General features: G+C 70.3%; 12 protein-coding genes and 1 riboswitch. Of the genes, 7 read left to right on the top strand and 5 right to left on the bottom strand.

What is annotated here, in order from left to right:
* Positions 1 to 62 precede the first annotated feature (62 nt).
* Entirely contained in the window at positions 63 to 1,031 is a 969-nt protein-coding gene (locus Talka_RS08475; RefSeq protein ID WP_185970105.1) for a methyltransferase domain-containing protein, read from the bottom strand.
* Positions 1,032 to 1,375: 344 nt separating this feature from the next.
* Between Talka_RS08475 and Talka_RS11930 the strand changes: the two genes are divergently transcribed.
* From Talka_RS11930 to nrdR, 6 genes are all read left to right on the top strand, one after another.
* A complete protein-coding gene (locus tag Talka_RS11930) occupies positions 1,376 to 1,798 on the top strand; it encodes a ComF family protein (RefSeq protein ID WP_185970104.1) in 423 nt (140 codons plus the stop codon).
* Between the two features lie 9 nt (positions 1,799 to 1,807).
* Positions 1,808 to 2,299 (top strand): tRNA (uridine(34)/cytosine(34)/5-carboxymethylaminomethyluridine(34)-2'-O)-methyltransferase TrmL, encoded by a 492-nt coding sequence (gene trmL / locus Talka_RS08465; protein WP_143890683.1) that lies wholly within the window; start codon positions 1,808 to 1,810, stop codon positions 2,297 to 2,299.
* A 30-nt stretch (positions 2,300 to 2,329) separates the two neighbouring features.
* The gene (locus tag Talka_RS08460) at positions 2,330 to 2,764 is read left to right on the top strand and encodes a DUF1841 family protein (protein WP_143890682.1); all 435 of its coding nucleotides are present in this window, start codon (positions 2,330 to 2,332) and stop codon (positions 2,762 to 2,764) included.
* Between the two features lie 551 nt (positions 2,765 to 3,315).
* The gene (locus Talka_RS08455; protein WP_246100631.1) at positions 3,316 to 4,161 is read left to right on the top strand and encodes a lytic transglycosylase domain-containing protein; all 846 of its coding nucleotides are present in this window, start codon (positions 3,316 to 3,318) and stop codon (positions 4,159 to 4,161) included.
* Between the two features lie 15 nt (positions 4,162 to 4,176).
* Positions 4,177 to 4,315, top strand: a riboswitch (ZMP/ZTP riboswitch).
* Positions 4,316 to 4,387: 72 nt separating this feature from the next.
* Positions 4,388 to 5,632: a serine hydroxymethyltransferase gene (glyA, locus tag Talka_RS08450; RefSeq protein ID WP_143890681.1), complete on the top strand. Its 1,245-nt coding sequence runs from the start codon at positions 4,388 to 4,390 to the stop codon at positions 5,630 to 5,632.
* Between the two features lie 4 nt (positions 5,633 to 5,636).
* Positions 5,637 to 6,086 carry a transcriptional regulator NrdR gene (gene nrdR, locus Talka_RS08445; protein ID WP_143890680.1) on the top strand — a complete coding sequence of 150 codons (450 nt, stop codon included), beginning with the start codon at positions 5,637 to 5,639 and terminating at the stop codon, positions 6,084 to 6,086.
* Here nrdR and Talka_RS08440 read toward each other — a convergent pair.
* Complete coding sequence (locus Talka_RS08440) at positions 6,055 to 7,065, bottom strand: sensor histidine kinase (RefSeq protein ID WP_143890679.1); 1,011 nt, start codon at positions 7,063 to 7,065, stop codon at positions 6,055 to 6,057. The two genes, nrdR and Talka_RS08440, sit on opposite strands and share 32 nt — an antisense overlap.
* Before the next feature lie 68 nt (positions 7,066 to 7,133).
* Positions 7,134 to 9,314, bottom strand: coding sequence for a catalase/peroxidase HPI (gene katG, locus Talka_RS08435; RefSeq protein ID WP_143890678.1), 2,181 nt, complete (start codon positions 9,312 to 9,314; stop codon positions 7,134 to 7,136).
* 205 nt (positions 9,315 to 9,519) lie between these two features.
* Between katG and Talka_RS08430 the strand changes: the two genes are divergently transcribed.
* The gene (locus Talka_RS08430; RefSeq protein ID WP_143890677.1) at positions 9,520 to 10,149 is read left to right on the top strand and encodes an NnrU family protein; all 630 of its coding nucleotides are present in this window, start codon (positions 9,520 to 9,522) and stop codon (positions 10,147 to 10,149) included.
* 31 nt (positions 10,150 to 10,180) lie between these two features.
* On the opposite strand, the gene Talka_RS08425 is transcribed toward Talka_RS08430, so the two are convergent.
* A complete protein-coding gene (locus Talka_RS08425) occupies positions 10,181 to 11,377 on the bottom strand; it encodes an MFS transporter (RefSeq protein WP_143890676.1) in 1,197 nt (398 codons plus the stop codon).
* The gene (gene aroC / locus Talka_RS08420) at positions 11,374 to 12,477 is read right to left on the bottom strand and encodes a chorismate synthase (protein ID WP_143890675.1); all 1,104 of its coding nucleotides are present in this window, start codon (positions 12,475 to 12,477) and stop codon (positions 11,374 to 11,376) included. Before aroC ends, Talka_RS08425 begins: the two co-directional genes overlap by 4 nt.
* Positions 12,478 to 12,480 lie beyond the last annotated feature (3 nt).

Raw genomic sequence — 12,480 nt, 5'->3', positions numbered from 1 at the left:
CATGGCTGCGCCCGACCGTCTTGATAGAGCTCAAACGCCATCGTGGCGACGTTTGATCTACATCAATTGTAGTCCGGGTCGGCCCAAGTTGCAGAGCTCTGCGGGGCTGGGACGCGGCGGCGCGCCAGCTGCTCTCTCAATTGCTGCAGCGGAATCGCAGCTTGCCCCGCCGCGGGGCGGGGGCGGGCGGGCTTGAGCGCATGGCCATAGATCACTTCGACGGTGAGCATCAGGCGACCTTGCGCATCGCGCGGCAGCTCGCGCTCCAGCGCCCGCAGCCAAACGTCGCGCCAGCGGCGCGCGCGCAAGGCTCGATACCGTGCGGGGTGCCAGTTGCGTCCCCAGGCGCGCAAATCGGCCAGAAGCCGCTCGGCATTGACATATGTCAACGTGAGGCGCTCCATGTCCATGACCGGCTCGGCGTAGCCTAGCCGCACCAGCAGGTCGCCCCAGTCGTGCATGTCCACGTAGTCTGCTGCGGGCGGCGGCCAACCGTGCGCGGCGTGCACCGCCCGCAGCTCACGCGCCGTATCAGGGCCCAGGCACGACAGCATGACAAAGCCATCCGGCGCCAGCCAATCCAGCCAGTGCTGCAGCCACTGGCCCGGATCGGGGGCGGCGTGCAGCGCCATGTTGGCCCAGACCAGCTGCACGGGTTCGCCCACGGCGCCGTCGGCGGCTGCGCGCGTCGCCTGCGCGTCGCGCGGATCGCGGCGAGCCAGCCAGCGCCCCAGCCACGATCCGCGCCGCCCTGCCGCCTGCTGCGACCACACGCCCGGGCCAGCCAGCCACAGCTGCGCCTGGGGGTAGCGTTGCGCCACCTGCTGCAGCGCCTGCTCGCCGGACCAGCGCGGCGCCCACGCGAGCCAGGCTTGCGGCTGCAGACGAATCCACTCCAGCCGCTGCGCCATACGCTGCCCGACCCACTCGTGCAACCAAGGGCTGGCGGCGGGCTTGCGCTGCCACCAGCGCGCCGCCGCCCCAGGATCCAGCCCGGGCGGGACGTTGACCGAGGGCGGCGTGGTTTGCATGGAGCGCGCAGTATAGTGAGGCAACGCAGCCCACGACGATGCGACGGCTTTTTTCCCTCGATTGGCGCTCAAGGTTGCCCGCGCGCTGTGAGCTTTGCGGGGACGGGCCGCACGGCCCCATCTGCCCCGATTGCCACCGTGACCTGGCTCCACTCGTGCCGCGCTGCCCTAGCTGCGCGCTGCCGCTGCCGCCAGGGCTTGAGCTCTGCGACACCTGTCGCCAGGCGTCATCTCCACCGTGGCAACAGGCGCATGCGCGACTGGATTACCGCGAACCGTGGCGTCGCTGCATCCTGAAACTGAAAACGCCCCACGGTTGGGGTTGGGCGGATGCATTAGCGCGCTTGTGGCTGGATGACCCGCACATCGTGGCCTTGCTGCAAGAGGCCGACGGCTGGCTGCCGGTGCCATTGAGCCCTCAGCGACTGGCTGAGCGCGGCCACAACCAGGCTTGGTCCCTGATGCAAGCGTTGGCGCGCCGCACGCGCACACCCCCGGCTCAGGCCCAAGTCCTGCGGCGAGCTGCGCAAGCGCCTGTGCTGCATTATTTGGATGCCGTCAGCCGACGCCAGTGGGAAACGCAACTGTTCCAATTGGCTCCTTCGGCTCAACGCTGGGTGCGGGGGCGACACCTGGTGGTGGTGGACGACGTCATGACCACTGGCACCACCTTGCGCGCCGCCTGCGCGGCCTTGCTGCAAGCAGGCGCCGCCAGCGTCCGCGCGCTGGTGCTGGCCCGCACCCCAGCGCCGGAGCACGGCGCATAATCGCGCGCCATGTTTCATGTGGTGCTGGTTGCGCCGGAAATCCCTCCCAACACCGGCAACGTCATCCGCTTGTGCGCCAACACCGGCTGCACGCTGCACCTGGTGGAGCCGCTGGGCTTTTCAATGGATGACAAATTGTTGCGGCGGGCCGGGCTGGACTACCACGAATACGCCGACGTGCGCCGACATGCCAGCTGGGAAGCGCTGTTGCTGGCGAAACGACCGGCCGCCAGCCGGCTGTGGGCGTTGACCACGCGCGGGCAACGCCACGTGCACGAGGTGGCGTTTGCGCCCGGCGACTGGCTGGTGTTTGGCTCGGAGTCGCGCGGCCTGCCTGCGGCGCTGCTGCAGCGCTGGCCCGAGGCCCAGCGGCTGCGCTTGCCGATGCGGCCAGGACAACGCAGCCTCAACTTGTCCAACGCGGTGGCGATCACCGTGTTCGAAGCCTGGCGGCAGCAAGGTTTTGCAGGCGCCGCGCCCCCGCCCCAGCCTCCGACCTGAATTTTTCCAAGCTGCGCGACAATCGGGGGCATGCTGCCTCCAAGCCAAGCCGATGTGCGCCGGTTTTTTTGCGGCGCCTACGCCAAGGGCCGCCAGGGCCTGCCAATGGAGCCGCTGGAGCTGCTGGCGTGGCGCTGGATCGAGCTGCATCCGGAATATCACGCCCAGCTCGCTGACTTGGAGACGGCGCTGGCACGCATGCAGGCGGCGGATCCTGCCCGCGACAACCCGTTTTTGCACCTTTCGATGCATTTGTCGATCAGCGAGCAGTGCTCGATCGACCAGCCGCCCGGCATTCGGCAAGCCGTGGAATTGCTGGCCGCGCGCCATGGCGACCTGCATCAAGCCCATCACGAGGTGATGGAGTGCCTGGGTCGCATGATTTGGGAAAGCCAGACCAGCGGACGCCCACCCGATGGCGCCACCTATCTGGCCGAGGTACAGCGGCGCGCCACGGCACGCTAAGCCCTAGCTGACCTCAGCGTCGCAGGGCGCGCCAACCAAGCCCCCCCGCCAAGCTGCGCCCCATCGACGCAGGATCCGCACTCGAGAAGGCTAAGCCCTGTGCGAAAGCAGCCGCGGTGACGGCGACTGCGTGACGGCGACTGCGAGTTCACCCGCAGCGATCACCTGAACTTGACGCGAAAGTTGCCCGCGGCGGCGTGACGCCGTTGCGCCGCGTGAGCTTAAGCGACCCTAACGCCCAAACAGCGTTCGTTTATCTATCAAAATACGCATTTCTTATGATTGAATTTTTTAATCTTTAAAAACTTAAACATCGAAAAGAATAAACTTTCACCCGAAGCGCCATCGCCATCCTTCACAAAAAACATCTTTTAGTTATAAAAATAATCTTCAAAAGTCTTGACTTAGCATGAAGTGAACCCTACGATCGCGCCCCGTTGCCAGCGCAGCCCGTTGTTCGCACGCCACACCATTCGGGAAAACACGAATACTCACTCACAAAAAGCAGCGTGCACTGCGCTCGGCTTGGCGTTGACGAAAGGAGCTACGGCATGAAGGCATGCACCGATCCGACCCATGCCGCCGCGCCTGCAGCCCCCGGCTGGCACGAGGCGTGGCGGCGTGCCTGGCGGACGCTGCACGGCAGCATGTCCGCTGTGGGCGCGTTGACGGTGGCGCTGGCCCTGCTGTTGGCAGGGCACCCTTCGCTGCGCGCCGATGTGGAGCAGGCCGTCACCACATGGCTGTTGCAGCGGCAAGGCGACGCCGATGAGGGCGCCGAAACAGGCTCGGACGACCCCGGGCGTTCTGCCACGGAAACGTCCGGCAAGCTGCCGCCGGAGCAGGCTCGCATGGCCGATTGGCTGGCGCGCAAATACCGGGTCGCGGCTGAACCGCTGGCCGTTTTGGTGGCGGAAGCGCACGCCGTGGGGCGTCAGCTGGGGGTGGAGCCGGCATTGCTGCTGGCGGTCATGGCGCAGGAGTCGCGCTTCAACCCCTTGGCGGCCAGCCCCTGGGGAGCCCAAGGCTTGATGCAGGTGCTGACGCGCGCTCATTTGGACAAATTTGAGCCTCATGGCGGCCCGCAGGCGGCTTTTGACCCGGTGAGCAACCTGCGCGTCGGCGCGCAAGTGCTGCGCGAGTCGATTGCGCGCGCCGGCGGCTCGGTGCCCGGGGGGCTGCGCTTGTATGTCGGCGCGATCACGGTGGATGCCTCCGACTACATCAGCCGTGTTCTGAGCGAGAAGGAGCGACTCAAGCGCGTGGCGGCGGGCCAGCGCGTGCCGTTCAACGCGGTGGTGCCGATTCCGGCGCTGACGCCGCCCCCAGCGCAGGACGCCTCGGTGGAAGCCCGCGCGCAACCTTCCAGTAGCGATACAGCGCAGCAGCCATCCTGACCTTGTTGATAGAATGGGTTGGCGTGCAACTGGCGATAGGCTCACCGCGTCATGGCGTTGCCGCCTTCGGGTGAGCCGACGTGGATCACCACGGGGAAGCGCGCAGCGTGCGGTCAACGCCGCAGCCATCTAGCCGTTCGCCTGGGCAGCTCGCGTGGACTTGCCACCTGCGATCAGCATGGCTTTGGTCCCAAGGCGAGCTTTTGCGTTCGAGTCCTGCGCCATCATGTTCAGTCGCCACATCCTCATCGAGCAAACCGACCCCGAGCTTTGGGCCGCCATCCAGGCCGAAAACGCCCGCCAGGAAGCCCACATCGAGCTGATCGCCAGCGAAAACTACGCCTCGCCGGCGGTGATGGCCGCGCAGGGCACGCAGCTGACCAACAAGTACGCCGAGGGCTACCCGGGTAAGCGCTACTACGGCGGCTGCGAGCACGTGGACGTGGTCGAGCAGCTGGCCATCGACCGGCTCAAGCAGCTCTTCGGCGCCGAGGCCGCCAACGTGCAGCCGCACTGCGGCGCCAGCGCCAACGAGGCGGTGTTCCTCGCGTTCCTGAAGCCCGGCGACACCATCATGGGCATGAGCCTGGCCGAGGGCGGCCACCTGACGCACGGCATGGCGCTGAACATGTCGGGCAAGTGGTTCAACGTCGTCTCCTATGGCCTGAACGACCGCGAGGAGATCGACTACGAGGCGCTGGAGGCCAAGGCGCGCGCGCACCGGCCCAGGCTGATCATCGCCGGCGCCAGCGCCTACAGCCTGCGCATCGACTTCGAGCGCATCGGGCGCGTGGCGCGCGAGGTCGGCGCGATCTTCATGGTGGACATGGCGCACTACGCCGGCCTGATCGCCGCCGGGGTGTACCCGAACCCGGTGCCGCACGCGGACGTGGTCACCTCCACCACGCACAAGAGCCTGCGCGGCCCGCGCGGCGGCATCATCCTGATGAAGGCCGAGCACGAGAAGGCGATCAACAGCGCCGTCTTCCCCGGCCTGCAGGGCGGCCCGCTGATGCACGTGATCGCCGCCAAGGCGGTGGCGTTCAAGGAGGCGCTCAGCCCCGCGTTCAAGGCCTACCAGCAGCAGGTGGTCAGGAACGCCCAGGCGATGGCCGAGACGCTGCAGCAGCGCGGCCTGCGCATCGTCAGCGGCCGCACCGAAAGCCACGTGATGCTGGTGGACCTGCGCGCCAAGGGCATCACCGGCAAGGAAGCCGAGGCGGTGCTCGGCCAGGCGCACATCACGGTCAACAAGAACGCGATCCCGAACGACCCGGAAAAGCCGATGGTCACGAGCGGCATCCGGCTGGGCACGCCGGCCATGACCACGCGCGGCTTCACCGAGGCCGAGGCGCGCCAGACCGCCAACCTGATCGCCGACGTGCTGGACGATCCGCGCAACCCGGCCACCATCGAGCGCGTGCGTGCGCAGGTGGCGGAGCTGACGCGGCGCTTCCCCGTCTACGGGTGATGCGATGAAGTGCCCCTTCTGCGGACACGCCGACACCCAGGTGGTGGAGACGCGCGAGTCCGACGACGGGGTGTTCGTGCGCCGGCGCCGCCGCTGCGGCGCGTGCGACCGGCGCTTCACCACCTACGAGCGCGCCGAGGTGACGTTTCCGCAGGTGGTCAAGAAGGACGGCCGCCGGGTCGATTACGACGCGGCCAAGCTGCGCGCGAGCCTGGCGCTGGCGCTGCGCAAGCGCCCGGTCAGCACCGAACGGCTGGACGCCGCCATCGCCCGCATCGAGGAGCGGCTGCTGGCCGACGGCGCGCGCGAGGTGCCGTCGCAGCAGTTGGGCGAATGGGTGATGCAGGAGCTGCGCGAGCTCGACCAGGTGGCCTACGTGCGCTTTGCCAGCGTTTATCGCAGCTTCGAGGACGTGGACGCCTTCAGGTCGCTGATCGACGAGGTGCGGGGCTGACCCCCGCGTCGGCGCCGGCGCGGATCGGCAGCCGCACCTGGGCGACGAACTCGCCCTCCGACTCGTAGGTGCGCAGGCGCGCGGCGCCGCCGTAGAGCAGCGCCAGCCGCTCGCGAAGGTTGGTGAGCGCCAGCCCGTTGCCGCGCGTGGCGGCTCCAGTTGGCGGCAGCGGGTTGCGCACGAACAGCACCAGGTGGTCGTCGTCGCGGAACGCCTCCACCGTGACGCACGCCCCTTGCGGGCGCGGCTCCACGCCGTGGCGGATGGCGTTTTCCACCAGCGGCTGCACCGTCAGCGGCGGCAGCAGCGCGTCGGCCGGGGCGGTGTCGACGTGCCATGCCTGATGCAGGCGCTCGCCCAGCCGCACCTGCTCCACCGCCAAGTAGGTGCGCGCCAGCGCCAACTCGTCGGCCAGCGACACCAGCGTGCGCGGCTCGGCCAGCAGGGCGCGGTAGAGCTCGGCCAAATCCTCCAGCAGCGCCTCGGCGCGCGCCGGATCGCGGCGGATCAGCGCCAGCACGCTGTTCAAACTGTTGAACAGAAAGTGCGGTCGCATGCGGCTTTGCAGCGCCTGCAGCCGCGCCTGCGCCAGCGCCGGCGACAGACGGTGGTGGTGCCAGTCGAGGTAGCCGAGCAGCGCCGCTACGGTGAAGGCGGCCGCCGCGGCCAGCTGCCAGGGATCGAGCACGGTGCGCGGCACGAGGCGCGGCAGCAGCGCCGCCCACGCCAGCGCCAGCAGCGCCGCCAGCATCAGCGCCAGCGCCACCGCGACACGGTAGGGTCGCCGCTGCCACCAGGCGGGCGCGGCGGCCAGCGCCGCCAGCGTCAGCGCCGGCGCCAGCGCCCACGCCAGCGGCGCCCACCACGCCGGCGGCCCCTGCCACCACGCCGCCCAGGCGCCGGCGGCCAGCACCCACGCCAGCGCGCGGGCCAGCACCGGCGGCTGACGGAAATGAGGAAAGCGAGGCGGCAAGCTCATCGCGCCATCCTACCGCGCCGCGCGGGGCCGCGCGGCGGCCGGCGTCGAAGGCATCCCGGCGCTGCGGCTCATGGCCGCAGATCGTAGCGGTCGGCCTCCATCACCTTGACCCAGGCGGCGACGAAGTCGCGCACGAACTTCTCGCGCGCGTCGTCCTGCGCATAGACCTCGGCGTAGGCGCGCAGGATGGAGTTGGAGCCGAACACCAGATCGACGCGCGTGGCGGTGTGGCGCACGCGGCCGCTGGCGCGCTCGACCAGCTCGTAGCGGTTGGGGCCGACGGGCCGCCACGCATAGGCCATGTCGGTCAGCGTGACGAAGAAATCGTTGCTGAGCACGCCGACGCGCTCGGTGAAGACGCCGTCGGCGCTGCCGCCGAAGTTGGCCCCCAGCACCCGCAGGCCGCCAACCAGCACCGTCATCTCCACGGCGGTGAGGCCCAGCAGCTGCGCGCGGTCGAGCAGCAGCTCCTCCGGCGCGACGGCGAAGTCCTGCTTCAGGTAGTTGCGAAAACCGTCGGCCACCGGCTCCAGCCATTTGAACGACGCGACGTCGGTCCACTCTTGCGTGGCGTCGCCGCGGCCGGGGTGGAACGGCACCTCCAGCGGCACGCCGGCGGCCTCGGCCGCCATTTCGACGCCGACGTTGCCGGCCAGCACGATCACGTCGGCGACGCTTGCGCCATACTGCTGCGCGATCGGCTCCAGCACCGCCAGCACCTTCTCCAGCCGCGCCGGTTCGTTGGCGTGCCAGCCGCGCTGCGGCGCCAGCCGGATGCGCGCGCCGTTGGCGCCGCCCCGGTAGTCCGAGCCGCGGAAGGTGCGCGCGCTGTCCCACGCGGTGGCCACCAGCTCGCCGACGGTCAGGCCACTGGCGCGGATGCGCGCCTTGACCGCGCCGATGTCCCAGTCCTTCGGCCCCGGCGGCACCGGATCCTGCCAGATCAGGTCTTCCTTCGGCACTTCCGGGCCGATCCAGCGCGTGCGCGGCCCCATGTCGCGGTGCGTCAGCTTGAACCAGGCGCGCGCGAACACCTCGGAAAAGTAGGCGTGATCCTTCCAGAAGCGCTCGGCGATCGGGCGGTAGATGGGGTCCATCTTCAGCGCCATGTCGGCATCCGTCATGATCGGCAGCGTGCGCCGCGTCGGATCCTCGGGGTCGGGCGGCATGTGCTCCGGGCGGATGCCGATGGGCTGCCACTGCCAGGCGCCAGCCGGGCTCTTGGCCAGCTCCCACTCGTAGCCGAACAGCAGCTCGAAATAGCCGTTGTCCCAGCGCGTCGGGTTCGTCGTCCAGGCGCCCTCGATGCCGCTGGTGACGGTGTCGCGGCCGATGCCGCGCGTCGCGTGGTTCATCCAGCCCAGGCCCTGCTCCTCGATCGGCGCGCCCTCCGGCGCCGGGCCGAGCCGCTCGGCACGGCCGTTGCCGTGCGCCTTGCCGACGGTGTGGCCGCCGGCGGTCAGCGCCACCGTCTCCTCGTCGTTCATACCCATGCGGGCGAAGGTCTCGCGCACGTGCAGGGCGGTCTTGAGAGGGTCGGGCTGGCCGTTGACGCCTTCCGGGTTGACGTAGATGAGTCCCATCTGCACCGCCGCCAGCGGGTTTTCCAGCGTCTCGGGGCGCTCCACGTCGGCGTAGCGCTGCTCGCTGGGGGCCAGCCACTGCGCCTCCGAGCCCCAGTACACGTCCTTTTCCGGGTGCCAGATGTCCTCGCGCCCGAAGGCAAAGCCGTAGGTCTTCAGGCCCATCGACTCATAGGCGACGTTGCCGGCCAGGATCATCAGGTCGGCCCAGCTGATCTTGTTGCCGTATTTCTTCTTGATCGGCCACAGCAGCCGGCGCGCCTTGTCGAGGTTGGCGTTGTCGGGCCAGGAGTTCAGCGGCGCGAAGCGCTGGTTGCCGGTGTTGGCGCCGCCGCGGCCATCGGCTGCGCGGTAGGAGCCGGCGGCGTGCCAGGCCATGCGGATGAACAGGCCGCCGTAGTGGCCGTAGTCGGCCGGCCACCACGGCTGGCTGTCGGTCATCAGGCGGCGCAGGTCGGCCTTGAGCGCCGCCACGTCCAGCGTGCGCACCGCCTGCCGGTAGGCAAAGCCCGGCAGCGGGTTGGTCTTGACGTCGTGCTGGTGCAGGATGTCGAGGTTGAGGGCGTTGGGCCAGCGGGCGGTGGGTTGCTGGGCCGGCTGCTGGGTGGTGGCCGATCCGTGGTGGAACGGGCAGCCGCCGGTGGCGGTGCGCTGGGGGGCGTTCATCGTGGGGCTCCTTTCGTCGGGACGGGATCGCGACCGGAAACCTCTTTCATAGCACTTGGCTATTTACTTTCAGCTTCCGATCGACGTCAGTGTACGCCGCCCGATCCCCCGCGGTGGTCGTTTTTGCCTATGCAAGTCATAGCCCCCCGCCGTCCGCCGCTATGATGAACGCATGCGGCGCATGGGGCGCCGCGGGAGCGTCGCGATGCAGTGGCTGGTGCTGGGGTTGATCGTCTTCCTGGGCGTGCATTCGGTGCGCATCGTCGCCGACGACTGGCGCGCGCAGGTCATCGACCGCGTGGGGCTGGGGGCATGGAAGGCGGCGGTGTCGCTGGCCTCGCTCGCCGGGCTGGCGCTGCTGGCCTGGGGCTACGCGCTGGCGCGGCAGGCGCCGGTGGTGCTGTGGGATCCGCCGCTGGCCGCGCGCCACGCCGCCGCGCTGCTGACGCTGCTGGCCTTCGTGCTGCTGGTGGCGGCCTACGTGCCGGGCAACGGGCTGAAGGTGCGGCTGCGCCACCCGATGGTGCTGGGCGTCAAGCTGTGGGCGTTCGCGCACCTGCTGGCCAACGGCACGCTGGCGGACCTGCTGCTGTTCGGCGGCTTTCTGGTGTGGGCGGTGTTTGACTACCGCGCCGCGCGGCGCCGCGGCGAGGGCCCGCCGGCAGCCGCCGACGGCGAGAGCGAAGACGACACCCCCGACACCGAGCCGGATCCGCGCCACGTCGTCTCGCCGGCGGCGACGGTGGCCACGCTGGTGGCGGGCGTGGTGGCGTGGGCGGCGTTCGCGTTCTGGCTGCACGCGGCGCTGTTCGGCGTGGCGCCGTTCGGGCGCTGAGGCCCGCGCGGCCACGGGGTGGCGGCACGGCTCAGGCCGGGCGCGCCGTCTCGTGGCGGCGCAGCCGCCACGCGCAAGCGGCCGCCAGCAATGCCGAGACGAGCGCCGCGACGAACACCGCCGGCAAGCCGAAGCGCGCGCTGATCCAGCCGCCGGCGGCCCCCGCCGTCACGCCGGCCAGCCCGTAGCCGATCACCGAATACAGCGCCTGGCCGCGCGCGCGCAGCCGGCCCTCGAAGTGCCGGTTGACGAAGCCGATGCACACCGTGTGGTGCGCGGCGAACGTGATCGCGTGCGCGGCCTGCGCCAGCACCAGCCAGACCAGTGAACCAGCCCCCCAGGCGGTGGCGCCCATGCGCAGCGCCGCCAGCAGCGCCGCCAGCAGCAGCCACTGCCCGTCCGACAGCCGCGGCAGCCAGCGCCCCTGCGTGAAGAACCAGGCGATCTCCACCCCCACCGCCGTGGCCCACAGCAGCCCGATGACGCCCTTGCTCCAGCCGGCGGCGTCCAGGTGCAGCGAGAAAAACACGTAGAGGAACACGTGCGCCAGCACGTGGAAGAACAGCGCGGCGAAGAACCACGCCACCACCGGCTGGCGCAGCCGCGCGGCTACGCCCTGCCCCGCGGCCCCCGAGCCCAGCGCCGGCAGCGGCCCGAGCGCCGGCAGCCGCGCCACCGCCAGCACCACCAGCAGCAGCGTCGCGCTGGCCCACAGCGGAAAGCTGGCCAGGCCGTGGCGCTCGAACCACGCGCCGGCCAGCAGCACCGTCACCAGAAAGCCCAGCGACCCCCACAGCCGGATGCGCCCGTAGCGCGCGGCGTCGAAGCCACCGTGGCGGCTGACCGCGTGCGCCAGCGCCGCCTCCGACAGCGGCATCATGCCGCTGGTGTGGGTGAACAGCAGCAACAAAACGAGCGGCAGCCACCACGGCGCCGGCTGCCACGCCAGCCCCAGCGTCAGGACGAGCCCCGCCAGCGCGCACCAGCGCAGCCAGCGCAGCGGGTCGCCGTGGCGGTCGCTCAGCCACGCCCACAGGTACGGCGCGAACACCCGCGTGGCCGACTGCAGCGCGGTGAGCAGCCCGATCGCCCACAGGCCGTAGCCGAGCTGCTGCAGCCACAGCGGCAGGTAGGGGTTGAAGAAGCCGATGTGCGCGAAGTAGCCCGCCGACAGCGCCGCAAACGGCCACAGCGGCGGCGCTGCGCCGCCAGGCGGGGCGCTCGTCATGCCTGCGGGGCCTGCGCCGGCACCGGCCCGGGCTGCACGCGCACGTCGCCGCACTGGGCGCGGTGGCGCAGCGCGTGGTCCATCAGCACCAGCGCCAGCAGCGCCTCGGCGATCGGCACCGCGCGGATGCCGACGCAGGGGTCGTGCCGTCCCCTGGTGACGACCTCGACCGGCTGGCCGGCGGTGTCGATCGACGGCCGCGGCACGAGGATCGAGCTGGTTGGCTTGATCGCCAGCGTGACGACGATGTCCTGCCCGGTGCTGAGGCCGCCGAGCACGCCGCCGGTGTGGTTGGAGGCAAAGCCCTGCGGCGTGATGGCGTCGCCGTGCTCGCTGCCGCGTTGCGCCACGCAGGCGAAGCCGTCGCCGATCTCCACGCCCTTGACGGCGTTGAGCCCCATCAACGCGTGCGCGATGTCGGCGTCGAGCCGGTCGTAGATCGGCGCGCCCAGCCCCACCGGCACGCCACTGGCCACCACGCGCAGCCGCGCGCCGACCGAATCGCCGGCCTTGCGGATCTCGGTCAGGTACGCCTCCAGCGCCGAGACGTCCGCCGACGGGGCGAAGAATGGGTTGGCGTCCACGTGCGCCCAGTCCTCAAACGGCACCTGCACCGTGCCGATCTGCAGCAGGCAGCCGCGCACGACGGTGCCGTAGCGCTGCCGCAGCCACTTGCGCGCCACCGCCCCGGCGGCCACGGTCGGCGCGGTCAGGCGCGCGGAGGAGCGCCCGCCGCCGCGCGGGTCGCGGATGCCATACTTGTGCCAGTAGGTGTAGTCGGCATGCCCCGGTCGGAAGGTCTGCGCGATGTCGGCGTAGTCCTTGCTGCGCTGATCGGTGTTGGCGATCAGCAGCGCGATTGGCGCGCCGGTCGTGCGGCCTTCATAGACGCCGCTCAGGATCTGCACGCGGTCGGCCTCCTGCCGCTGGGTGACGAACTTGCTGCGGCCCGGGCGGCGGCGGTCGAGCTCGGGCTGGATGTCGGCCTCCGACAGCTCCAGGCCCGGCGGGCAGCCGTCGATGACGCAGCCGATCGCCGGCCCGTGCGACTCGCCGAAGTTGGTGACGCGAAACAGGGTGCCCAGGGTGTTGCCGCTCATGCG

This window comes from Tepidimonas alkaliphilus, assembly GCF_007556595.1.
GTDB lineage: Bacteria > Pseudomonadota > Gammaproteobacteria > Burkholderiales > Burkholderiaceae_C > Tepidimonas > Tepidimonas alkaliphila.
This window is presented reverse-complemented; position numbering and strand designations above follow the sequence as displayed.

What these genes read in the sequence shown, in the direction of transcription:
- katG (WP_143890678.1), bottom strand. Translation starts at nt 9,314, where the DNA reads ATGAACGCCCCCCAGCGCACCGCCACCGGCGGCTGCCCGTTCCACCAC.
- Talka_RS08475 (WP_185970105.1), bottom strand. Translation starts at nt 1,031, where the DNA reads ATGCAAACCACGCCGCCCTCGGTCAACGTCCCGCCCGGGCTGGATCCT.
- aroC (WP_143890675.1), bottom strand. Translation starts at nt 12,477, where the DNA reads ATGAGCGGCAACACCCTGGGCACCCTGTTTCGCGTCACCAACTTCGGC.
- Talka_RS08460 (WP_143890682.1), top strand. Translation starts at nt 2,330, where the DNA reads ATGCTGCCTCCAAGCCAAGCCGATGTGCGCCGGTTTTTTTGCGGCGCC.
- Talka_RS08425 (WP_143890676.1), bottom strand. Translation starts at nt 11,377, where the DNA reads ATGACGAGCGCCCCGCCTGGCGGCGCAGCGCCGCCGCTGTGGCCGTTT.
- Talka_RS08430 (WP_143890677.1), top strand. Translation starts at nt 9,520, where the DNA reads ATGCAGTGGCTGGTGCTGGGGTTGATCGTCTTCCTGGGCGTGCATTCG.
- nrdR (WP_143890680.1), top strand. Translation starts at nt 5,637, where the DNA reads ATGAAGTGCCCCTTCTGCGGACACGCCGACACCCAGGTGGTGGAGACG.
- trmL (WP_143890683.1), top strand. Translation starts at nt 1,808, where the DNA reads ATGTTTCATGTGGTGCTGGTTGCGCCGGAAATCCCTCCCAACACCGGC.
- glyA (WP_143890681.1), top strand. Translation starts at nt 4,388, where the DNA reads ATGTTCAGTCGCCACATCCTCATCGAGCAAACCGACCCCGAGCTTTGG.
- Talka_RS08440 (WP_143890679.1), bottom strand. Translation starts at nt 7,065, where the DNA reads ATGAGCTTGCCGCCTCGCTTTCCTCATTTCCGTCAGCCGCCGGTGCTG.
- Talka_RS08455 (WP_246100631.1), top strand. Translation starts at nt 3,316, where the DNA reads ATGAAGGCATGCACCGATCCGACCCATGCCGCCGCGCCTGCAGCCCCC.